We start from the raw sequence: 22,030 nt of genomic DNA, 5'->3' as shown, positions 1-22,030 counted from the left end.
TTACTTGCCCGCGTCGGCCGCCTTCACGGTCATCGGCGGGTTCGGCCACAGGCCGTACACGGACGGCGCATACAGTGCCTCGACACGTGTCGGCGGCAGCCCGAACGTGCCGACGTTGTTCAGCCGCAGCGTGTACTCGACCGAGAATTTGCCCTTCGGCAAATAGTCGTAATACGCGCGGTAGCCGTCGAAGTCGCGCTCGATGAACGTCGGCCATGCGCCGTCGGGCGTCTTCTCGCCCTGTGTCGCGGCTTCGGAATCGCGGCCGAGGCCCGACCCGAGGATCGTCGCGCCGGCCGGGATCGGATCGTTGACGGCGACCCACGTCATGTCGCTCTGCGCATCGATGTCGAGATGCACGCGCACGACGTCGCCGCGCGTCAGCACGCCGTTGACGGCCGGCGACACGGGCGTGACGGTCTTCGTGATCCGGTAGCCGGCCGCGAACGGCGCGCGCAGCGGCACGGCCGCGAGGCTCTCGACGGTCGCCCACGGGCGGCCGGTGCCGTCCTGCGTGACCGACAGCGTGGCCGGCCCCTGCGACGCACGCGGCCACGGCATCAGCACGCTGCGCGCGGCGGCCGCGCGGGTCGCGGGCGTGGCCGACGCGGGCGTATCGGCGGGCGCGGCCGATGCCGGCTGCGACCACGAGATCGAGCGCGCGTCGCCGCCGAGCGCCACCTTCGTCGCGCCGGTGACCGGCGTGCTCTCGTAGGTACGCGAGAAGCGCTCGACCGCGAGCAGGCCGAGCGCGTTCGACGTCGTCGTCTGCCATGCGCCCTGACGTTGCAGCGCGAGCAGGCCGGCGGTCACGCGCGGCATTTCATCCTTCCATGCCGGGTCGCCCGCGAATTCCAGCGCGAGACGCGCGGCATTGGTCTCGTTGCTGGTCATCAGCCACCACAGGTCGTCGTCGCGCGCGGTCGAGAACACGAGCTGCGTGCCCTGGTACGTGAGACGCGCCCGCAGGATCTGGTCGACCTGCGCGCGTTTCTCGTCGCGTTGCGGGATGTCCTTCACGCGCGTCAGGATCGCGTGATAGTCGATCACCGCCGACGTCGGCCACTGGTTCGGCGCGATCTCGATCGAACCGAGCATGCGGCCCTGTGCGGCGCCGTAGCGCGACAGCGCCTCGATCGCGGCGAGCTTGCGCAGGTCGCGATCCTGGCGCGGCGCCCACGCGTTGCGCTCGATGCGGCCGTCGACGAAGCGCGCGAGCCCGGCCTCGAGCTGCGTGCGCAGGTCTTCCGGCAGCGCGAAGCGCGGATCGAGGCGGCTGGCTTCGTCGGACACCACGAGCAGGTACGACGACAGCGTCGGGCTGCCGTGGTGCGAATCGTCGGACGACGGCGGGAAGTAGCTCGCCAGGCCGTCGCTGTCGAGGTAGACGGGCATGCGTGCGATCAGCGCCTGCCATTGCGCGGGGTCGCGCAGCCCGATCGCGCGCGACGTCTGCTGTTCGAGGCAGCGGTACGGATAGCGCTCGAACCAGCGCCGCACGCCGGGCAGGCCGTCGGCGAGCTTCGACTGCAGCGATACGGCGATGCCGCCGCGCGGTATGCCTTGCGCGTTGCCGACCGCGCCGGCCGGGGCCGCGACGGGCACCGTCAACGTGCCGTCGACCTGTGCGAGCGTCGCCTGCTGCACCGTGACCGGCAGCGCGGGCACCACCTTCTGCGCGACAGCCAGTGCATCGGACGCGCGCTTGCCGCCTTGCTCGGCCGCCTCGATGCGCCAGTTCAGCGCACCGGCCGCATCGAGCGCCTGCTCGGGCACGGTGACCGTCCACGCGACCTCGGTCGCCGCATTCGCCGCCAGCGACACGGTCTGCGGCGCGACGTCGAGGCCCGTCACGCGCGGCGTCACGACGACCTGCATCGCGCGGTCGGTCGTGTTGCGCAGCGTGACCTGCGCGCGGAACGCGTCGCCTTCGCGCACGAGCGGCGGCAGGCCGGAGATCAGTTGCAGATCCTGCGTGCTGCGGATCGACGTGCTGCCCGTGCCGAAACGGTCGGGGCCGACCGCCGCGATCGCGACGATCCGGAAGCGCGTGAGCGCGTCGTTCAGCGGCACCTCGACGGTTGCGCTGCCGTTGGCATCCAGCGTCACGCGTGGGTTCCACAGCAGCAGCGTGTCGAACAGCTCGCGGGTCGGCGCGCTGCCGCCCCCGCCGCCGGCCGGCACGGCCTTGCGGCCGAAGTGGCGGCGGCCGACGATTTCCATCTGCGCGGTGGCCGTCTCGACGCCGTATGCGCGCCGGCGCAGCATCGCATCGAGCAGGTCCCAGCTGTTGTTCGGCATCAGTTCGAGCAGCGCCTCGTCGACGGCCGCGATGGCGATCTGCGTGCCGGCCGGTGCGGGCTGGCCGTTCGGCAGCGTGACCTTCACGTGCGCTTGCGCCTTGCCGCGTACCGTGTAGCGCGTCGCGTCGGTCGTCACGGTCACGCCGAGGCGATGCACGCCGGTGCCGACCTTGATCTCGCCGAGCCCGTAGCGGAACGCGGGCTTCGACAGGTCGACGAACGCGGTCGGCGCCTCATGGTGCCGGCCTTCGCGCCAGAACGCGCGCGCCCATTCGACCGGCGCCTTCCAGCCCCACGTGAAAAACGAGTACCACGGCACCTCGCGAATCCGCCCGCGCAGCGCGAGCACCGATACGTAGACGTTCGGCCCCCACGATTCGCCGACCTTCAGGTCGACGGTCGGGTTCTTGCCATTCAGCTCGACGATGTGCGTTTCCATCACGCCGCCGCGCTCCACCGCGACGAGCGCGGTTGCGTAGCGGAACGGCATGCGCACCTGGAAGCGGGCCGTTTCGCCCGGTTCGTACGACGTTTTCTCGGGGATCACGTCGATCCGGTCGGTGTTGTCGCCGCCGAACCAGAGTTCGTCCTCGCGCGTGACCCATACCGACGTCGACGCATTCGACGTGCGGCCGTCGCCGTCCTTCGCGACCGCGATCAGCTGCACGTTGCCGGCCTGCTCGAGCGTCGCGTCGCAGGCCATGCGGCCCTTGTCGTCGGTCTTGCCCGAGCACAGCACGCCGAGGTCGCGCGTATCGCTCTTGTTGTCGTACGCATAGAAGCCGCCGACCATGCGCTTGCGCGACGACGTCGTGATGCGAGCCACGCCCTTGATCTCGATCGGCACCGACGCACGCGGCTTGCCCTGCAGGTCGACCGCCAGCGCCTGCACCGGCACGCGCTGGCCGACCGACACCCAGCGGCCGGCCTTGATGCCGGCCACCACCGCGGCCGGCCACAGGATCGTGTCGCCGCGGATCGTCTGCACTTCGCCGTTCGGGTCGGCGAACGTCGCCTCCAGCGCGATGCGCTTCGGTGCGTCGACGTCGGGCAGGCCCTTGAGCGTGACCGTGCCCGCACCGTTGCGGTCGAGCGTCAGCGGCAGCTTGTCGGCGATCAGCTTCGTCGCGTCGGGATCGTTGCTCGATGCCGACGACGACGTGTTGTCGCCGTCCTGCGCATCGTCGTCGGCGTTGCCGTCGCTCGTGTCGGGGCGATACGGCGTGAAGCTGAAATCCTCGAAACGATCGGCGAACGGCGGCGATGCCCACTTCATCAGCGCCGACACCTGCACCGGCAGGTTCGATGCGCCGCCGCCCGACACGTAGTCGATCTGCACCGCGAGCGGCGCTTCCTTCACGGCGACGAGCGGGCTTTTCTGCGCATCGCGCGCGCCGATCGAGCCTTTCAGCACCGGCAGGCGGAACGCCTCGACGCGGAAGCTGCCGCTGTAGTAGGTGGCGGTCGGCGCATCTTCCGGGCCGCCTTCGAGCTCGACGCCGTATTCGCCGAGCTTCGCGGCCGCCGGCAGCGTGAACTGCGAGTCCGCGCTGTGGTCGGCCGCCCACGTGAGCGGCAGCTTGTAGGTCTGGCCCGTGCCGAGGTGGCGGATCGTCACGCGCGTCGGGTATTGCGACGGGAACGCGAGGCTTTGCAGCGTCTCGGTGCGGATGAAATGCTTCATCGACACGGTTTCGCCGGCGCGCAGCAGCGTGCGGTCGAACACCGTATGCGCGCGCACGGTCGGCGCGCTGTCGGTGTCGGTCGGCACGTTGAAGCGCCACGATTCGATCCCGCGGTTCCAGCCCGAGCTGACGAACGCCATGTCGGGGCCCGTCTTCGGATCGTCGACGCGGGCCGATACGAAATAGTCGTTGAAGGTTTCCGACGAGTTGCACGCGCGCTTAGGCTCGAACGGCCCGTCGATCTTCAGCAGGCCCTGCGCGTCGGTCTTGCCGGCCGCGATCTCGTCGCCGTTGCAGTCCGACACGCGGATCTGCGCGTTCGGCACCGGCTTGCCCTTGTCGAGCGTCGTGACCCACACGAGGTTGTTCTCGCGGCCCCGTTTCAGGTGCACGCCGAGGTTCGTGACGAGCACGGTCGTGCGCACGTACATGCTCGACGGCTTCGCGAGCAGCGAGCGGCCGAGCGCGGGCGACGCGAGTTCGAGCACGTAGAAGCCGGGCTTGTCGATCGGCACGCCGACCACCTCGAACGGGCGCAGCGTCTTCGGGTCGGCCTTCGGCAGCGTCAGCACCTGCGCGCCGGGCTCGCCCGTCAGCAGCGACAGCGAGCGCACGTCGATGCGGCGGTTCTTCGGCGCGGGCTGCTTTTGGCCGGCCTCGAGCGGCACGTACACCGGGTGTTGGCCCTTGCGTTCCAGCAGGCCGGGAATCTGGTCGTCGATCGAGCCGGCCGTCATCGACCAGTTGTCGAAGCGATCGACGGTGCGCATCCATTGGCGGATCGCGGTGTCGTTCTCGACCTTCAGGTTCGCGAATTGCGCGCCGCCTGCATTGAGGCCGGCGATATGCAGGTCGGCCTCGACGTTGCGCAACGTGACGGGCACCAGCGCGGGCGTATCGGGTTCGGCGAAGCGCTCGACGATCCCGAAGGTGCCCGACGAGAATTTGGCGAGCGGCGGCATCGGCGCGGTGCGCGTCGCGAGCGGGAACAGGTCGGCATTGGACAGCGGCCGGTCGGTCACGTCGTGCAGGCCGGACGGCAGCTCGACGGTCAGGCCGGCCTGCGCGGGCAGCGGCGGGTTGAACGTGACGGTCGTCACTTCCTCGCTGCGATCGTCGGCCGCGAAGGTGGGCGACAGCGAGCCGTCGGGGCCGCGCAGCTTGATCGCTTCGGCCTGCTTGCGCGAGATCGGTGCGTTGAACGACAGCGTGAGCGGGCGCAGCGGCGTGCAGGGCGCCTTCGCGTTCTCGCGTTCGCACGAGAAGCTCGCGGCGAACGGTGCGCGCACGGTGAAATCGAAGCGCCGTTCGGTGTCGTTCGCGATGCCGCTCGGGCTCGCGACGCCCTTGCCGTACACGAGCTGCATCTTCGCGCTCGCGGGCAGCGCCTGCGAGCACGACAGCGTCAGCACGCGCGCCGCCTCCTTCTTCCAGCCGAAGTGATCGAGCAGCGCGTTGCGCGTCTCGTCGTCGGCCGCCATGACGGGAATGCGGTTGCCGATGCCGGCCGCTTCGCACCAGATGTTCGCGAGCGCCGAGCGCGGCTCGGCCGGGCCGTTCAGCTTCATCACGAAGACCTGCCGCTCCTCGATCTCGCGCGAGCCGGGGCGCACCGATACCGGAAACGGGCCGCCCGTCTGGAACGTGAAGCGACGGGGGCCGCTGACCGCGTTGCCGGCGACCGAGCGCAGCGTGTCGTTGAGCGCGACCGAGCAGCGCACGCCGGGCGGCAGGTCGCTTTCGAAATCGTAAACCCACGTCTTGTCGTCGAGCCAGTGGCCCTGGCCGCGCGCGGCCGTCGAATCGTTGCAGGTCATGCGCGCCGGATTCGGCGCGGAGGCCGAGCCGAAGGCGACCATCGGTTCGTCGAACTTGACGACGCTCTGCCGGACTTCGGTGACGGTGCCTTGCGGCGACACGCTCACTGTGCGCGCCGCGCCCGCATGCAGCGACAGCGCCGTGGCGCCGCCGAGCGCCGCGACGGCGCCGATGCGCCAGAGCAGGCGGGCCGTGTGGTTGGTCTGGTCGATTTCTTTGTTGTGCTTGTCGCGTTGCTTCATCGCTCGATTGCCCTCGGAGGGAAGCTTTCTGTTTGATTGCACGGGATTCTAACCGACCGCCGTGCGCGCGCAGCGCGGCGTGCAGGGGCAGTGTGTGGTCGGCGCGCGACACGGGCAGGCGTGCCGCAGATTTGTCGCGTCGACGACACAAAAATGCAGCGAAATGTCGATTACGCCGGATTGCGGAACATTTAATGAACTATAAAAAGATTGTTCGATTCGATTTGTGCGCGTACATTTCAGGTCCGCGCCAATGTTTGAGAAATATCAAGCGTGGTTTTCCCGAATCCGGTGTTCGAGAGAAGGAAACATGCACAACGACAACACCCCCCAATCGCGTCGTGACGACGCAGCCGCAACCGGCATCACGCGGCGTCAATGGCTGCAGGGCGCACTGGCGCTGACGGCGGCGGGCCTCACCGGCTCGCTGGCGTTGCGGGCCCTGGCCGACGATCCCGGCACCGCGCCGCTCGATACGTTCATGACGCTTTCCGAAGCATTGACCGGCAAGAAAGGGCTGAGCCGCGTGACCGGTCAGCGCTATCTGCAGGCCTTGCAGAAGGGCTCGTTCAAGACGGCCGACAGCCTGCCGCAACTTGCCGGCGCGCTCGCATCCGGCTCGCTGAATCCCGACCAGGAATCGCTCGCATTGACGATTCTCGGCGCGTGGTATCTCGGCATCGTCGACGACGTCGTGATTACCTACGAAGAAGCATTAATGTTCAGCGTGGTGTCCGATACCCTCGTGATCCCTTCGTATTGCCCCAACAAACCCGGCTTCTGGGCCGAAAAACCGATCGAGAGGCAAGCCTGATGGCCGATACCGATACGCAAAAGGCCGACATCGTCGTCGTCGGGTCCGGTGTCGCCGGCGCGATCGTCGCGCACCAGCTCGCGATGGCGGGCAAGTCCGTGATCCTGCTGGAAGCCGGCCCGCGCATGCCGCGCTGGGAAATCGTCGAGCGCTTTCGCAACCAGCCCGACAAGACGGATTTCATGGCGCCGTACCCGTCGAGCCCGTGGGCCCCGCATCCGGAATACGGCCCGCCGAACGACTACCTGATCCTGAAGGGCGAGCACAAGTTCAACTCGCAGTACATCCGCGCGGTGGGTGGCACGACGTGGCACTGGGCCGCGTCGGCGTGGCGCTTCATCCCGAACGACTTCAAGATGAAGACGGTGTACGGTGTCGGCCGCGACTGGCCGATCCAGTACGACGATCTCGAGCATTACTATCAGCGCGCCGAGGAAGAGCTCGGCGTGTGGGGCCCGGGCCCCGAGGAAGATTTGTACTCGCCGCGCAAGCAGGCGTACCCGATGCCGCCGCTGCCGTTGTCGTTCAACGAGCAGACCATCAAGAGCGCGCTGAACGGCTACGACCCGAAGTTCCACGTGGTGACCGAGCCCGTCGCGCGCAACAGCCGCCCGTACGACGGCCGGCCGACTTGTTGCGGGAACAACAACTGCATGCCGATCTGCCCGATCGGCGCGATGTACAACGGCATCGTCCACGTCGAGAAGGCCGAGCAGGCCGGCGCGAAGCTGATCGACAGCGCGGTGGTCTACAAGCTCGAGACCGGGCCGGACAAGCGCATCGTCGCCGCGATCTACAAGGACAAGACGGGCGCCGACCATCGCGTCGAGGGCAAGTACTTCGTGCTCGCCGCGAATGGCATCGAGACGCCGAAGATCCTGCTGATGTCCGCGAACCGCGATTTCCCGAACGGCGTCGCGAACAGCTCCGACATGGTCGGCCGCAACCTGATGGACCATCCGGGCACCGGCGTGTCGTTCTACGCGAGCGAGAAGCTGTGGCCGGGCCGCGGCCCGCAGGAGATGACGTCGCTGATCGGTTTCCGCGACGGCCCGTTCCGCGCGACCGAAGCCGCGAAGAAGATCCACCTGTCGAACATGTCGCGCATCAACCAGGAGACGCAGAAGATCTTCAAGGCCGGCAAGCTGATGAAGCACGAGGAACTCGACGCGCAGATCCGCGACCGTTCCGCGCGCTACGTGCAGTTCGACTGCTTTCACGAAATCCTGCCGCAGCCCGAGAACCGCATCGTGCCGAGCAAGACGGCCACCGACGCGATCGGCATCCCGCGCCCGGAGATCACGTATGCGATCGACGATTACGTGAAGCGCGGCGCCGTGCACACGCGCGAGGTCTACGCGACGGCCGCGAAGGTGCTCGGCGGCACCGACGTCGTCTTCAACGACGAGTTCGCGCCGAACAACCACATCACCGGCGCGACGATCATGGGCGCGGATGCGCGCGACTCGGTCGTCGACAAGGACTGCCGCACGTTCGACCATCCGAACCTGTTCATCTCGAGCAGCTCGACGATGCCGACCGTCGGTACGGTGAACGTGACGCTGACGATCGCGGCGCTCGCGCTGCGGATGTCGGACACGCTGAAGAAGGAAGTCTGACCGTGCGGAAATCTACTCTCACCTTCCTCCTGGCCGGCTGCCTTGCGTTGCCCGGCCTCGCACGCGCGGCCGATTCGGCCGATCCGGCGCAGGTCAAGCGCGGCGAATACCTCGCGGTCGCCGGCGACTGCATGGCCTGCCACACCGCGAAAGGCGGCAAGCCGTTCGCGGGCGGTCTCGGCATGCCGGTGCCGATGCTCGGCAAGATCTATACGAGCAACATCACGCCCGATCCCGATACGGGTATCGGCAACTGGACGTTCGACGATTTCGAGCGCGCGGTGCGTCACGGCGTGTCGAAGAACGGCGACAACCTGTATCCGGCGATGCCGTACGTGTCGTACGCGAAGATCAACGACGACGACGTGCGGGCGCTGTACGCGTACTTCATGCACGGCGTCGAACCGGTCAAGCAGGCGCCGCCGAAGAACGAGATCCCCGCGCTGCTGAGCATGCGCTGGCCGCTGAAGATCTGGAACTGGCTGTTCCTGAAGGACGGCGTGTACCAGCCGAAGCCCGAGCAGAGCGCCGAATGGAACCGCGGCGCGTATCTCGTGCAGGGCCTCGCGCACTGCAGCACGTGCCACACGCCGCGCGGCATCGCGATGCAGGAGAAGTCGCTCGACGAAACGGGCGGCAGCTTCCTGTCGGGCTCGGTGCTCGCGGGCTGGGACGGCTACAACATCACGTCCGACCCGAACGCGGGGATCGGCGGCTGGACGCAGCAGCAGCTCGTCCAGTACCTGCGCACCGGCAGCGTGCCGGGCCTCGCGCAGGCAGCCGGCCCGATGGCGGAGGCGATCGAGCACAGCTTCTCGAAGATGACCGAAGCCGACATCGGCGCGATCTCGACGTACATCCGTACGGTGCCGGCCGTGGCCAGCGGCGACGCGAAGCAGTCGCGCTCGTCGTGGGGCAAGCCGGCCGAGGACGGCCTGAAGCTGCGCGGCGTCGCGCTCGCGTCGTCGGGTATCGACCCGGCGCGGCTGTATCTCGGCAACTGCGCGACCTGTCACCAGATGCAGGGCAAGGGCACGCCGGACGGTTACTACCCGCCGCTGTTCCACAACTCGACGGTCGGCGCGTCGAATCCGACCAACCTCGTGCAGGTGATCCTGAACGGCGTGCAGCGCAAGGCCGGTAGCGAGGACGTCGGGATGCCGGCGTTCCGCCACGAGCTGTCGGATGCGCAGATCGCCGCGCTGACGAACTACCTGACCGGGCAGTTCGGCAATCCGGCCGCGAAGGTGACCGAGCAGGACGTCGCGAAGCTGCGCTGACGCGGCGCGCGACGAAGCAGGGCGACAACATAAAAGAGGAGGAGCACAGCACATCGGGCGGGCCCCGATGCCGGTTGTTGCAGAGCGGAGCGGGCGGCGCGGATGGCCGCCCGCTCCGGTTCACAGGCAATCCGGTGCGTGCGGTTGCGCGCATCGTTTTCGTTGATCACACCATGACACCGAATCAACCGTTTCTCGCGTCCCAGCGCGATGTGCTGCTGCTGCTGTCCCGCATTCTGCTCGTGATCCTGTTCGTGATGTTCGGCTGGAAGAAGATTGTCGACTTCTCCGGTACGATCGCGTTCATGGGTAGCGAGGGCGCGCCGGCGCCGATCATCTCGGCGGCGATCTCCGTCGTGATGGAGCTGTTCGTCGGGATCGCGATCCTCGTCGGTTTCCAGACGCGCGCGCTCGCGCTGCTGCTTGCGCTGTATACGATCGGCACCGGCATCATCGGCCATCACTACTGGACGATGACGGGCGGCGAGCAGATCAACAACATGATTCACTTCTACAAGAACATCGCGATCTCGGGCGGCTTGCTCGCGCTCTGCGCGGCCGGCCCCGGACGTTTTTCGATCGATCGCGGCTAAGCAGACCCGAGGCGCGTGCATGGGGCGCGCGTCGGACGGTCGAGACTTCGAGGGGGCATCATTTTGCGACTCAAATACCTTGCATGGCTGATTGCGGCCGCCACGCCGGCGGTTACGTTTGCACAGACGAGCGTCACGCTGTACGGCCGGATCGACGGCGGCGTCGAATACCTGAACCACATCGCGAAGCCGAACGGCGGCAGCGGCACGCGCTGGAGCGCGGAAAGCGGCGACTGGGGCACCAGCATGTTCGGGCTGAAGGGCGTCGAGGATCTCGGCGGCGGGCTGTCGACGGTCTTCAACCTGGAAACCGCGTTCCAGGTGATGAACGGCCAGACGGGCGGCGGGCGCATGTGGTCACGGCGCGCATACGTCGGGCTGAAGAGCGACACGTGGGGCCAGTTGCAGGCCGGCCGCAACCTGTTCATCGACAGCGACGGCGTGTGGGAATTCGATCCGTTCGTCCAGCAGGCGTTTTCGTCGGCGTCGCTCGTGCGTGGCCGCAACTGGCCGCAAAGCAGCAACAACATCGAATATCACAGCCCGGTGATCGGCGGCTTCGACGTGCAGGCGCAATACGCGTTCGGCAACCAGTCGCGCGGGTTCAACTACGGTGCGGCCGACGATTTCGGCCGCTCGGACGGGATCATGATCTCGTACCACTCGCCGGTGCTCGACGTGCGCGGCATCTACGACGAACTGCGCGACAACAACGGCAAGTTCAGCAACATCTTCACCGCGTCGCGCGAGTACTTCGTCGGGGCGAACGTGAAGGTGTCGAAGTTCAAGATCCAGGGGGCGTATACGCACTACCAGGCGCCGGACAGCCCGGCGGGGGTGGCCGATCGTGCCGATCATTACTGGCTCGGTGCGACGTATACGGCGACGCCGCAATGGGCGGTGACGGGCGGCGGGTACTACGTGAAGGTGGGCGACGGCGGCGGCGATGCGTCGCACGATCCGTCGGGTCACGCGATCATGTACGTGCTCGGCACCACGTACAACCTGTCGAAACGCACGTTCCTGTATGGGACGGTCGCGTATGTGCGGAATGGCGGCAATTCGAACTTTTCGCTGATTGCGTCGCCGCGCGATGCGACGTCAGGGACGAGTCCGATGACGGGCGAGTCGCAGACCGGCGCGTATGTGGGGATGATGCACACGTTCTGAATGAGGTGGTTCGTGTAGGGGAAAAAGGCATGGGCGATGAAGGTCCGTGCCTTTTTGCGTTTACGGCGTTGCCGGATCGTTGTGACGTGCACATCAGCGCCGGCGCGCAGATCGAGGTGCGCCGGGCCTGCCGCAGGCCGTTATATGGCTGCCGGGCATCGCCCATTCATCTTTTCGCCGCGAGTCTTATAGCTGGCGTTACGCATCGTGCTACCGATAACGTGCGTTGATCAGCCGATTGATGTTGGCCAGCACGCGTTCGCCGTCATGCGGACGATCGGGGCCATGAAACAGCCCGACCTGCATGTCGATCACGAGCAGCGCGCGTTTCGGGGAAGGGGCTTTGGACATGGCGTTTCTCCTGAGTGGCCGATGCAGACGGAGAAACGATGAGACCCCGTCCGGAACCGGCGGGGCCTGTGGGAATCGGTGACGCTACGATCTTGCGCGCACTCGCCGCACGGGCCCGCCGAAGGCGGTCGTGCGCGTGGTCGTCGAAAGGATGATCGTGGCGTTGTGCATTGATCAATGATGCCCGATGGGCGCGCGCAAGGTCAATGACGCTTCGCGTGCCGCGCACCGGCCACCGCTCAATCCAGCGCCTTCCCGGCCTTCTCGTCCATACAGCGAATCGCAAGCAGCGTCAGCACGCCACACCCGATCGCATACCACGCGGGCGCATTCGGATTCCCGGTCGCCGCGATCAGCCACGTGACGAAGAACTGCGCGAAGCCGCCGAAGATCGCGACGCCCACGCTATACACGAGCGCACCACCGGTCGCCCGCACCGCTCGCGGAAACAACTCGCCGAGCATCGCCCCCGTCGCGCCGATGTTGATCGCATGCACGATCGACAGCGCGGCGATGATCGACAGCAGCGACGCGGCGCCCGGCCAGCGATTCAGTGCGATGAACGCGGGGTAGATCGCGGCCATCAGCACGATGCGCGTCCACCATACGATCCGGTTGCGCCCGTACACGTCGGACAGATGGCCGCCGATCGGCGTCACGAGCATCAGGATCGCCCCGGCGACGCAGCCGGCCGTCATCGACAGCCACGTCGGCAGGTGCAGCACCTGCACGCCGTAGATCGCCATGTAGAACACGATGATGTAGTGGATCGACGTGCCGCCGATCGTCACGCCGAGGCCTGCGAACACGGCCTTGCCGTGATGACGCAGCACGTCGGCGAGCGGTAGCGAGGCCACTTTTTCCCCGGATGCATGTGCGGCAGCAGCAGGCGCGGCAGCAGGCACTTCCTCGACGGTCTTGCGCAGCCAGTAGCCGAGCGGCACGAACAGCGTGCCGATGATGAACGGCACGCGCCAGCCCCAGCTTTCGAGTTGCGCGGCCGTCAGCGTCGACGTCAGCGCGACGCCGGTGAGCGCGCCCGCGAGCGCGGCGAGCCCCTGGCTCGAGAACTGGAACGACGCATAGAAACCGCGCCGATGCTGCGGCGCCTGTTCGAGCAGCAACGTCGTCGACGCACCGACTTCGCCGCCCGACGCGAAGCCCTGCAGCAACCGGGCGAGCACGAGCAGCAGCGGCGCGGCGATGCCGATCTGCGCGAAGGTCGGCGCGACCGCGATCGTCGCGGTGCCGAGCGCCATCAGCAGCAGCGTGAGGATCATCGCCTTCTTGCGGCCGGCGCGGTCCGCATACATGCCGATCACGAGCCCGCCGAGCGGACGCGTGACGAAGCCGACACCGAAGCTCGCGACCGCGAGCATCAGTTGCCCGAACGACGAATGCACCGGAAAGAACAGCTTGCCGATCAGGATCGCGAAGAAGCTGTAGACGGTGAAGTCGTAGAACTCGAGCGCGTTGCCGACGGCGGCGGCCGCGATCAGCCGGCGTTTCCTCGCGGCGGCGCGGGCATCGACCGGCGTGCCGGCGAACGGAAGGGCGGACGTTTCCATGGGGTTCCCCCGGTTAGCGCGAAACTGCGTGGTGAAGGGCGTTCAGGCCGCGAGCCAGGCTTCGGCGACGCGAACCCAGTAGCTCGCGCCGATCGCGAGGATGTCGTCGTTGAAGTCGTAGCCGGGGTTGTGCACCATGCAGCCGCCCTTGCTGCCGATTCCGTTGCCGATGAACGCGTAGCAGCCGGGGCGCGCCTCGAGCATGAATGCGAAGTCCTCGCTGCCCATCAGCGGCGCCGCTTCGGTTTCGACGCGCTCCGCGCCGAGCATCTGGCGCGCGATGCCGGCCGCGAACGCGGTCGGTTCCGCGTGATTGACGAGTACCGGATAGCCGTAGTCGTAGTCGATTTCCGCGGTGACGCCGAAGCTTTCCGCCTGGCCTCTCGCAAGCGCTTCGATGCGGCGCGCGAGCAGGGCGCGCACGTCCGCGTTCAGCGCGCGCACCGACAGTTTCATCACGACGGTTTCCGGAATGATGTTGAACGTCTCGCCGGCCTGCACGCTGCCGACGGTGATCACGGCCGCATGCTGCGCATCGACTTCGCGCGCGACGATCGTCTGCAGCGCGACCATGATGCTGCCGGCGGCGGACATTGGATCGCGCGCGAAATGCGGCATCGCGCCGTGGCCGCCGACGCCGCGCAGCGTGATCGTCACGCGGTCGGCCGACGCCATCGCGGCGCCGGTGCGGAACGCCATGTCACCGGCCGCGCGGCCCGGCATGTTGTGGATCGCGAAGATCGCGTCGCACGGGAAACGGTCGAACAGGCCGTCGTCCATCATCGCCTTCGCGCCGCCGAAGTTTTCCTCGGCCGGCTGGAAGATCAGGTTCAGCGTGCCGGAGAACTGGCGCGTGGCCGCGAGGTGGCGTGCCGCGCACAGCAGCATCGCGGTATGGCCGTCATGGCCGCATGCATGCATCTTGTTCGCATGGCGGCTGGCGTACGGCAGGCCCGTGGTTTCCGCGAGCGGCAGCGCGTCCATGTCGGCGCGCAGGCCGACCGTGCGCGTGCCTTGCCCTTCGCGCAGCACGCCGACCACGCCCGTCTTGCCGATGCCGCGATGCACGTCGTAACCCCAGCCGCTGAGCAGCTCGGCGACGAGGTCGCTCGTGAGCGTCTCTTCGAATGCGAGTTCGGGATGGGCGTGGATGCGGCGGCGTACTTCGACGAGCTCGGGGGCGATCGCGGCGATGCCGGGTATCACGGGGTTCACGGCTTGCAGCATGGTCTCTCCAGTGGGGCTGGTGGGGCATTTGACGCGCATATGACGACCAAGCATATAAATTTCTTTTGCGTACCAGAAGCTGCTAAATTGCTTTGGTGCACACCGTCGGTTGCCGCTCGGGAATACCCTGAACCCCTGCGCGGCACGGCGCACAGGGTTTCCACGGATCACGCATCGCCCCATGAAATACCATCAGTTGAAAGCGTTCGTCACCGCCGCGGAGGAAGGGAGCATTCGCGCGGCCGCGCGGCGCCTGAACGTGTCGCCGGCCGCGCTGACGAAGGCGGTCAAGGAACTGGAGATCGCGCTCGGCGTATCGCTCGTCGTGCGCACCGCGCGCGGCGTGCAACTCACCGCGTTCGGCCAGCAGTTGCAGGTGCGCGCGCGGCTGATCGTCGCCGAAATGCAGCGCGCCCGCGACGACATCGAGCAGGCGCAGGGGGCGATGACGGGTTCCGTCTCGGCGGCGATCACGCCGGCGGCGGCGGTCACGATCCTGCCCGACGCGTTTCGTGCGTTCCGGCGCCGCTTTCCAGTGGCGCGCGTCAACCTGATCGAAGGGTTTCCCGGTGTCGCGCTGCCGCGCCTGCACGACGGTTCGCTCGATTTTGCGGTGGTGGTCGTCGTGCCCGAATTGCTGGCGGCCGAGTTCGATCATGCGGAGCTCTATGCGAGCCGTTCGCTGATCGTCGCGCGCAAAGGGCATCCGCTCGCGTCGGCCACGTCGCTCGCCGATCTCGTCGAGGCCGACTGGCTGATGAATCCGTCGCCGGAAAGCTCGACGCAGGTGCTGTTCAACTCGTTCGTCGCGTACGGGCTGCCGGTGCCGGCGCGCGTCGTCGAATGCCCGAGCTTCGGTCTCGCGCACAGCCTGATGACGGGTTGCGACCTGATCGCATCGATGCCGGAACAGTTGCTGCAAGGCGAATGGGCGCGCGACCAGCTCGCGGTGCTGCCGATTCGCGAGCGCTTGCCGGGCGTATCGGTGCAGGTCGTCACGCGCCGCGACAGCCCGCTGACGCCGGCCGCGGCGATGCTGCTCGATTGCCTGCGCGATTCCGCGCGACGCAAGGGGCTGCGATGAAAGGGCGCCTTGCGCGGATCGCGTAGTGATCCTGACGATCCTGGGCCCGGCACGCGCTGACCGCGTACCATTGCGGCGCCCGCCGCGCGAGCCGGTATCATAGCGGCCGGCCCGCCGCTTCGGCCGGCCTTCAAATCCATCGCCATCCGGCATCCAGCAATCAGAGGCATCACATGACCAGTGCAACCCAATTCGACAACGTATCGGTCGTCAAGCGCGCGAACGTCTATTTCGACGGCAAGTGCGTGTCGCATACCGTGCTCTTCCCGGACGGCACGCGCAAGACGCTCGGCGTGATCCTGCCGTGCGCGCTCAACTTCGGCACGGATGCGCCCGAATTGATGGAAGTGCAGGCCGGCAAGTGCCGCGTGAAACTCGACGGCAGCAGCGAATGGCAGACCTACGGCGCCGGCGAATCGTTCTCGGTGCCGGGCAAGAGCCGCTTCGACATCGAGGTGATCGAGACGCTCGACTACGTGTGCAGCTACCTGTAACGCGCTTTTCGCGCGGCAAAGAAAAAGCCCCGCCGAAGCGGGGCCCGTTGCAAGCGGATGGCGCAAGGCCATCCGGTGCGCCAGCCTTCGTTACAGGCAGGCGCTGATGTCGCCGGCGGCCGCTGCGTCGCCGCGCACGCCGACCCACGTCTTCGCATCCGGCTTCCACGACGGACGAACCATCGCGGCGGCGCCGTTCGGCGGCTGCTGGCCCGGTGCGTACACGTCGGTCGCGAGGCCGTTGGCCAGCACGTTCTGCGAGATCACCTGTTGTTGCGACTTGTCGGCCCAGGTCTTGGCGATGCATGCCGAGACGTCCGGCGCTGCTTTCTGGCTTTGTCCCACGTTCTGCACGGCCGGTTCGGCCGCATGAGCAGAAATTGCCACGGTCAATGCGATGAGCGGTAAGTATTTCACGTTCACGTTATCTCCCTCGAGTCGTGATTGATTGAGTGGGATGCGCAGCAGTGCTGCGTGCAAGTGAGATCGCGTTGGGCACGCACGGTTCCGGTCATTCCGAAACAAGTTGTTAACGCGCTTGCCAAACGGCGGCTCGAATGCTGCGCATGTTGCTGCGGCGCGGCATGCGTCGTGTACGGCTCGACGTCATGCGTCGGTCGGCGCGCTGCCCGGTCGTGGTGTGGTGACGTGACGGCCGCGGCGGCCGGCATGTGTGCGCATGCCGCGCCGCGACTCTTTATTGGATGACGAAGTGGAATGGCTGATGGATGGCCCCGTCGCATGAGCACGATGATGACAAACTTTCGTCGGCCGGATTGTTAACCAACTTTAAACGGGCGAAAGCAACGGAGTGAGGCGATGCGGCGCGCCACGGGCGCGCCGCATCGTGGAGCAGTGCGAGGCGAGGAAGCGATGCGCGCGGCAGAGCGCCGCGCACGCGGGTGATGTCAGCCGGCCTTGCGCGAACCGACGTCGCGCAGATTGGCCGGGACGACCGGGCGGAAGCGCTCGCGCTTCTGTTCGTCGTCGAAGTGCTGGAGCGCCGGCTTGATCAGGTCGCTGCGCGACACGATGCCCGTGATGCGCAGCGATTGCTCGTCGGCGACCACCGGCAGGCGTTCGAGGCCGAGCATCGCAAGGCGCGACGCGACGACACGGCAGGTTTCGTGCGCGAACGCGACGGCCGGTGCGCGCTCGGCGAACGCGGCCGAGATCGGCGTGTCGGCGCCGGCCTGCGCGCGCTGGGCATCGAGCGTCGCGCGATCGACGAGGCCGAGCAGCCGGCCGTGCTGCACGACCGGGTACGCACGGTGCGTCTGTTTCGCGCCGAAGTATTGTGCTTCGACGGTATCGAGCGTGGTCGCGCCGTCGATCGCGACGAGCCGGTCGGCCGACGTCATCACTTCGCCGATGTCGTGCCGCTCGAGCGGATCGACACCGTATTCGCGATAGATGTGGTAGCCGCGGCGCGCGATCTTTTCCGTCATGATCGAGCGTTTCATCGCGATGGTCGCGAAGCCGTGCGCGACGAGCGTCGCCGCGAGCAGCGGCAGCAGCGCGTTGGTGTCGTGCGTGAGACCGAAGGCGAATACGATCGCGGTGAGCGGGGCGCCGAGTGTCGCGCCGAGCGTCGCGGCCATGCACACGAGCGGCCACAGCGCGGGATCGCCACCGGGCAGTAGCGGCGACAGCACCGTGCCGAGACCGGCGCCGAGCATCAGCAGCGGGGCCAGTACGCCGCCCGACGTACCGGAGCCGAGCGCGATCACCCACATCACGGCCTTCACGATCAGCAGTGCGAGCGCGATCTTCAGCGCGATGTGCTGGTGCAGCAGGTCGCCGATCACATCGTAGCCGACGCCGAGCGCGCGCGGCTCGAGCCAGCCGCCGACGCCGATCGCGATCGCGCCGATCGCCGGCCACCACATCCAGTGCACGGGCAGCTTCGCGAAGGCGTCTTCGACGCGGTAGAGCGCGGCCGACAAGCCGCACGCGAGCAGGCCCGACAGCACGCCCGCGACGATGCACGACAGCAGCGCGACGGGCGTCGGCGCGGCCGTCGTCAGCGGAAACAGCGGATCGACGCCGAAGAACACCGCGCGGGCGAAACCGGCCACCGCGCACGCGAGCGCGACCGGCAGGAAACTGCGCGGACGCCATTCGAACAGCAGCAGTTCGACCGCGAGCAGCACGGCGGCCACCGGCGTGCCGAACACGGCCGTCATGCCGGCGGCCGCACCGGCGACGAGCAGCGTCTTGCGCTCGGCGGCGGTCACGTGCACGCATTGCGCGATCAGCGAGCCGAGCGCGCCGCCCGTCATGATGATCGGGCCTTCGGCGCCGAACGGGCCGCCGCTGCCGATCACGACGCCGGACGACAGCGGCTTGAGGATCGCGACCTTCGGCGACATCCGGCTCTTGCCGAACAGGATCGCCTCGATCGCCTCGGGAATGCCGTGGCCGCGGATCTTTTCCGAACCGAAACGCGCCATCAAGCCGACGATCAGCCCGCCGATCACCGGGACCGCGATCACCCATGCGCCGAGCGTGTTGTTCGCGGGCGAACGGTCGGCGAACGACAGTTGCTGGAAGAAGAACAGGTTCGTGAACAGGTGGATCAGGCTCAACAGCACGAACGCGGCAAGCGTGCTGAGCAGGCCGATCCCGGCGGCAAGCAACGCGATCCTGGGCAGGCGTTCGTTGGTCGAGAAATCGCGTTTGTGCGGTGCGTTCATCGGAGTGGCAGGGGTCAGTAATCGATTTGGGGAACCTGGAACGTGCCCTTGAGCGACTTCAGCTCGGCACGATGCATGGCCGCGAGACGGGCGAGCAGCGTTTCGCCGGCCGCTTCGAGGTGGACTTCGACCTGGCGGCGGTCGGCTTCGCTCGGCTTGCGCTTCACGAGTCCGAGCGCTTCGCAGCGCGTCACCAGCGCCACGACGCCGTGGTGGTGCGCCTGCAGGCGTTCCGCGAGTTCGCCGATGGTCGCCCATTCGCGATGCGGATAGCCCTTGATGTGCAGCAGCAGCAGGTATTGCAGCGGCGTCACGCCTTCGCTTTGCGCGGCACGTTCGGAGAAGCGCTCGAAGCGGCGCATCTGGTAGCGGAACTCGGACAGTTGCTGGAAATCGCTTTTCGTCAGTGCGCGTCGGGTATCGTTCATCGGGGGCGGTCGGGCATTCGGTTACGGTGGCGGTAAATATATCATAATGTGATATAAATGGACGAAATCGGGCGGAACGGGTGCGTTTCGCGTTTCGCGTTCCGCGGACAGTGACGGGGCGTGCGCTACGCGGCCTCGAGCATTTGGGTCTGCCGATAAAGGCCCGTGACGAGATCCGTCTGCGTGATGATGCCGACGAGCCGGCGCGACGCATCGACGACCGGAATATGGTGGTGGCCCGAATGCGTGAACAACGGCACGAGCGCCGTGATCGGCATCGTTTCCGGCACCGCCGCGACGTCGCGCGTCATCACGGACGCGACGCTCGCGGGCTGGCCGCCGAACGATCGCGGCAATCGTGCGGACAGGCGTTGCCACAGCGGGGTCGAACGGCGCAACGGGCGCGTGAGGTCGGCGCGCGTGACGATGCCGGTCAGGCGGCCTTCGCCGTCGACCACGGGCAGCGCCTTCACGCGGTGGCGGTCGAGCAGCGCGAGCGCGGCCGTGATCGACGTGGACGGCGCGACCTCGATCGCGTTCTTCGTCATCAGGTCGGCGCACTTCAACTGGCCGAACGTGCGCGCATAAGCCTGCACTTCGGTTTCGCGCAGCAGCGTTTCGAGATCGTCCGGATCGACGTCGAGCCATTCGCCGCGGCGCTTGAGCACCGCGTCGAGGTCGCCGCGCGTGAAGCCGCCGCGCGCCGGCGCGGCGGCGCCGGCCTGCGGTTTCGCTTCGGGGCGCACGCCGCCGTGCGGGTAGCGGTGTCCGGTCAGCGCGTGATAGACGAGCGCGGCCGACAGCAGGATCGCCGATTGCAGCGCGATCGGCTGAAGGACGAAGCCGAAGCCGAGCGCATGGATCGCGGGGCCGCCCACCACGGCCGTGAGCGCGACGGCGCCCGACGGCGGGTGCACGCAGCGCAGCGCGAACATCCCGCCGATCGCGCAGGCGATTGCGACCGCGGCGGCCGTGACCGGATCGGCGATCCATTGCGCGCACGCGACGCCGACCGTCGCCGCGACGAGATTGCCGCCGATGATCGACCACGGCTGCGCGAGCGGGCTTGCCGGCACCGCGAACAGCAGTACGGCCGACGCGCCCATCGGCGCGACGAGCAGCGGCACGAGGCCCGGCACGCCGGGCAATAGCCGCATCGTGACGCCGACCGTCGCAATGCCCACGAGCGCGCCGGTGCACGAGCGCAGGCGTTCGCGCCAGCCGAGTGCCATCGGATGGGGAATGAAGCTGTGCAGCCATTGCCGCAACGTGCGGCGCGACGGGTAGGAGCCTGGCGACATGGGGGTAAGCGGTAAAAACGGCAACGCGGAGGCGCGGCGACAAGCACGGGATTATATCGCGTTGTGATACAAATTGTCGCGCCGCATCAGGCGCGTTGGCCGCGCGTGATGCACGAATCTTGCGAAAACCTTTCATCGGATGGGAGCTTGTGCACGCGTAACCGCGCAAATTTGTCCGCAGCGGCGTACAATTCGGCGCACTCGATTCCCCCCGTCATGCCAGAACCCTGTCCTCGATGCCCGCTCTCCCGCCTTCTCCCCGGCACGGCGCTCGATTCGACGTGGCTCTTCGCGCCCGCGTTCCGTTACCCACCTGACGCGAGCGCCGCCGACGTCTCCCCACTGACTCTCCCCAAGCCAATTCAATGGACATGCTCGAAAACATGCGCCTGTTCGTGCGCGTTGTCGAAGCCGGCAGTTTTACCGCGGTCGCGAAGGAAATCGACGCGACCACCGCCCAGGTGTCGCGCGCGGTCTCGAATCTCGAAGCCCACGTACAGACACGCCTGCTGCATCGCACGACCCGCCATCTCGGCCTGACCGAAAGCGGCGAGCGCTATTTCGAGCGCGCGAAATCGATCCTCGCGGAGCTCGACTACGCGAACGCGGAGGCGCGCAACGCGCTGCTGCGGCCGAGCGGCAAGATGCGCATTCATGCGATGACGGGGCTCGGGAAGAGTCATGTCGTGTCGTCGATCGTCCGGTACCAGGAGGACAACCCCGACGTGTCGGTCGAGCTGACGCTGGCGCAGCGGATGCCGAATCTGGTCGAGGAGGGCTACGACGTGTCGATCGTGACGGCGTCGCAGTTGCCCGATTCGGGTTATGTCGCGCAGATCTGCGGCACGAGCTGCAGCGTGCTCGTCGCGTCGCGCGAATACCTCGCGCGGCACGGCACGCCGCAGACGCCCGACGACCTGCCGAACCACGTGTGCCTGCGCCTCGACACGCCCGCGTCGCCGGCCAGTGAATGGCGCCTGGAGCGCGGCGACGGCGAGGAAACCGTCTACGAGCTGCAGCCGGCGCCGTTCCAGGTCAACGTGCCGGACGCACTGTGCGTCGCGGTGCGTGCCGGGCGCGGGATCGCGTGCGTGGCGCTGTATACGGTGCTCGACGATATCCGCGAAGGGCGCCTGATCCGCGTGCTGCCGGCGTACCGGCTGCAGACGGTGAGCGTCTATGCCGTCTACGCGACGCGCCGCTATCTCGACGCGAAGATCCGGACCTTCCTCGATCACCTGCGTACGACGCTCACGCCCGCGTTGGAAAACGATCTGCGCGAGCTCGACCGGCTGACGACGGAGCACATGCCGGGCGGCCGCCTGCGCGCGTGACCGCGCCGGTGTGCCGCCGCGGC

General features: G+C 67.5%; 15 protein-coding genes and 1 pseudogene. 8 read left to right on the top strand and 8 right to left on the bottom strand.

What is annotated here, in order from left to right; genetic code table 11:
- The gene (locus CFB35_RS23245) at positions 1–6,048 is read right to left on the bottom strand and encodes an alpha-2-macroglobulin (protein WP_089465591.1); all 6,048 of its coding nucleotides are present in this window, start codon (positions 6,046–6,048) and stop codon (positions 1–3) included.
- Between the two features lie 310 nt (positions 6,049–6,358).
- On the opposite strand from CFB35_RS23245, the gene CFB35_RS23235 reads away from it, so the two are divergent.
- From CFB35_RS23235 to CFB35_RS23215, 5 genes are all read left to right on the top strand, one after another.
- Positions 6,359–6,862 carry a sugar dehydrogenase complex small subunit gene (locus CFB35_RS23235; protein WP_059639572.1) on the top strand — a complete coding sequence of 168 codons (504 nt, stop codon included), beginning with the start codon at positions 6,359–6,361 and terminating at the stop codon, positions 6,860–6,862.
- Positions 6,862–8,481, top strand: coding sequence for a GMC family oxidoreductase (locus CFB35_RS23230; RefSeq protein ID WP_059585012.1), 1,620 nt, complete (start codon positions 6,862–6,864; stop codon positions 8,479–8,481). Before CFB35_RS23235 ends, CFB35_RS23230 begins: the two co-directional genes overlap by 1 nt.
- A gap of 2 nt (positions 8,482–8,483) precedes the next feature.
- Entirely contained in the window at positions 8,484–9,761 is a 1,278-nt protein-coding gene (locus CFB35_RS23225) for a cytochrome c (protein ID WP_059585013.1), read from the top strand.
- Positions 9,762–9,934: 173 nt separating this feature from the next.
- Positions 9,935–10,354, top strand: coding sequence for a DoxX family protein (locus tag CFB35_RS23220; protein WP_060310849.1), 420 nt, complete (start codon positions 9,935–9,937; stop codon positions 10,352–10,354).
- Between the two features lie 63 nt (positions 10,355–10,417).
- On the top strand, positions 10,418–11,524 hold the full coding sequence (locus CFB35_RS23215; RefSeq protein ID WP_089465590.1) for a porin: 1,107 nt from the start codon (positions 10,418–10,420) through the stop codon (positions 11,522–11,524).
- Between the two features lie 225 nt (positions 11,525–11,749).
- On the opposite strand, the pseudogene CFB35_RS23210 reads toward CFB35_RS23215, so the two are convergent.
- From CFB35_RS23210 to CFB35_RS23200, 3 genes and pseudogenes are all read right to left on the bottom strand, one after another.
- Positions 11,750–11,875: pseudogene (locus CFB35_RS23210) on the bottom strand (cysteine hydrolase); the annotation flags it as partial.
- A 239-nt stretch (positions 11,876–12,114) separates the two neighbouring features.
- Positions 12,115–13,443, bottom strand: coding sequence for an MFS transporter (locus CFB35_RS23205; RefSeq protein WP_059639569.1), 1,329 nt, complete (start codon positions 13,441–13,443; stop codon positions 12,115–12,117).
- Between the two features lie 42 nt (positions 13,444–13,485).
- Complete coding sequence (locus CFB35_RS23200; protein ID WP_089465589.1) at positions 13,486–14,670, bottom strand: M20 aminoacylase family protein; 1,185 nt, start codon at positions 14,668–14,670, stop codon at positions 13,486–13,488.
- A 181-nt stretch (positions 14,671–14,851) separates the two neighbouring features.
- Here CFB35_RS23200 and CFB35_RS23195 point away from each other — a divergent pair, with 181 nt between their 5' ends.
- Together CFB35_RS23195 and CFB35_RS23190 are read left to right on the top strand one after the other, a co-directional pair.
- A complete protein-coding gene (locus tag CFB35_RS23195) occupies positions 14,852–15,754 on the top strand; it encodes a LysR substrate-binding domain-containing protein (RefSeq protein WP_059585018.1) in 903 nt (300 codons plus the stop codon).
- 173 nt (positions 15,755–15,927) lie between these two features.
- Positions 15,928–16,248, top strand: a complete 321-nt coding sequence (locus CFB35_RS23190) for a pyrimidine/purine nucleoside phosphorylase (RefSeq protein WP_040140021.1) — start codon at positions 15,928–15,930, stop codon at positions 16,246–16,248.
- A gap of 90 nt (positions 16,249–16,338) precedes the next feature.
- Here CFB35_RS23190 and CFB35_RS23185 read toward each other — a convergent pair whose 3' ends face one another.
- From CFB35_RS23185 to CFB35_RS23170, 4 genes are all read right to left on the bottom strand, one after another.
- The gene (locus CFB35_RS23185; RefSeq protein WP_179231799.1) at positions 16,339–16,671 is read right to left on the bottom strand and encodes a hypothetical protein; all 333 of its coding nucleotides are present in this window, start codon (positions 16,669–16,671) and stop codon (positions 16,339–16,341) included.
- A 485-nt stretch (positions 16,672–17,156) separates the two neighbouring features.
- The gene (locus CFB35_RS23180) at positions 17,157–18,944 is read right to left on the bottom strand and encodes a chloride channel protein (RefSeq protein WP_059639567.1); all 1,788 of its coding nucleotides are present in this window, start codon (positions 18,942–18,944) and stop codon (positions 17,157–17,159) included.
- A 14-nt stretch (positions 18,945–18,958) separates the two neighbouring features.
- Positions 18,959–19,372 (bottom strand): MarR family winged helix-turn-helix transcriptional regulator, encoded by a 414-nt coding sequence (locus CFB35_RS23175; RefSeq protein ID WP_059585021.1) that lies wholly within the window; start codon positions 19,370–19,372, stop codon positions 18,959–18,961.
- Between the two features lie 125 nt (positions 19,373–19,497).
- Positions 19,498–20,673, bottom strand: coding sequence for an HPP family protein (locus CFB35_RS23170; RefSeq protein WP_089465588.1), 1,176 nt, complete (start codon positions 20,671–20,673; stop codon positions 19,498–19,500).
- 365 nt (positions 20,674–21,038) lie between these two features.
- Here CFB35_RS23170 and CFB35_RS23165 point away from each other — a divergent pair, with 365 nt between their 5' ends.
- Positions 21,039–22,007, top strand: a complete 969-nt coding sequence (locus tag CFB35_RS23165) for a LysR family transcriptional regulator (protein WP_059585023.1) — start codon at positions 21,039–21,041, stop codon at positions 22,005–22,007.
- Positions 22,008–22,030 lie beyond the last annotated feature (23 nt).

Source organism: Burkholderia sp. AU16482 (assembly GCF_002223285.1).
GTDB classification, from domain to species: Bacteria; Pseudomonadota; Gammaproteobacteria; order Burkholderiales; family Burkholderiaceae; genus Burkholderia; species Burkholderia semiarida.
This window is presented reverse-complemented; position numbering and strand designations above follow the sequence as displayed.

Bases quoted from the DNA above. Each gene is read 5' to 3' on its own strand.
- CFB35_RS23200 (WP_089465589.1), bottom strand. From the start codon at position 14,670: ATGCTGCAAGCCGTGAACCCCGTGATACCCGGCATCGCCGCGATCGCC.
- CFB35_RS23170 (WP_089465588.1), bottom strand. From the start codon at position 20,673: ATGTCGCCAGGCTCCTACCCGTCGCGCCGCACGTTGCGGCAATGGCTG.
- CFB35_RS23180 (WP_059639567.1), bottom strand. From the start codon at position 18,944: ATGAACGCACCGCACAAACGCGATTTCTCGACCAACGAACGCCTGCCC.
- CFB35_RS23235 (WP_059639572.1), top strand. From the start codon at position 6,359: ATGCACAACGACAACACCCCCCAATCGCGTCGTGACGACGCAGCCGCA.
- CFB35_RS23220 (WP_060310849.1), top strand. From the start codon at position 9,935: ATGACACCGAATCAACCGTTTCTCGCGTCCCAGCGCGATGTGCTGCTG.
- CFB35_RS23175 (WP_059585021.1), bottom strand. From the start codon at position 19,372: ATGAACGATACCCGACGCGCACTGACGAAAAGCGATTTCCAGCAACTG.
- CFB35_RS23230 (WP_059585012.1), top strand. From the start codon at position 6,862: ATGGCCGATACCGATACGCAAAAGGCCGACATCGTCGTCGTCGGGTCC.
- CFB35_RS23190 (WP_040140021.1), top strand. From the start codon at position 15,928: ATGACCAGTGCAACCCAATTCGACAACGTATCGGTCGTCAAGCGCGCG.
- CFB35_RS23245 (WP_089465591.1), bottom strand. From the start codon at position 6,048: ATGAAGCAACGCGACAAGCACAACAAAGAAATCGACCAGACCAACCAC.
- CFB35_RS23205 (WP_059639569.1), bottom strand. From the start codon at position 13,443: ATGGAAACGTCCGCCCTTCCGTTCGCCGGCACGCCGGTCGATGCCCGC.
- CFB35_RS23195 (WP_059585018.1), top strand. From the start codon at position 14,852: ATGAAATACCATCAGTTGAAAGCGTTCGTCACCGCCGCGGAGGAAGGG.
- CFB35_RS23165 (WP_059585023.1), top strand. From the start codon at position 21,039: ATGGACATGCTCGAAAACATGCGCCTGTTCGTGCGCGTTGTCGAAGCC.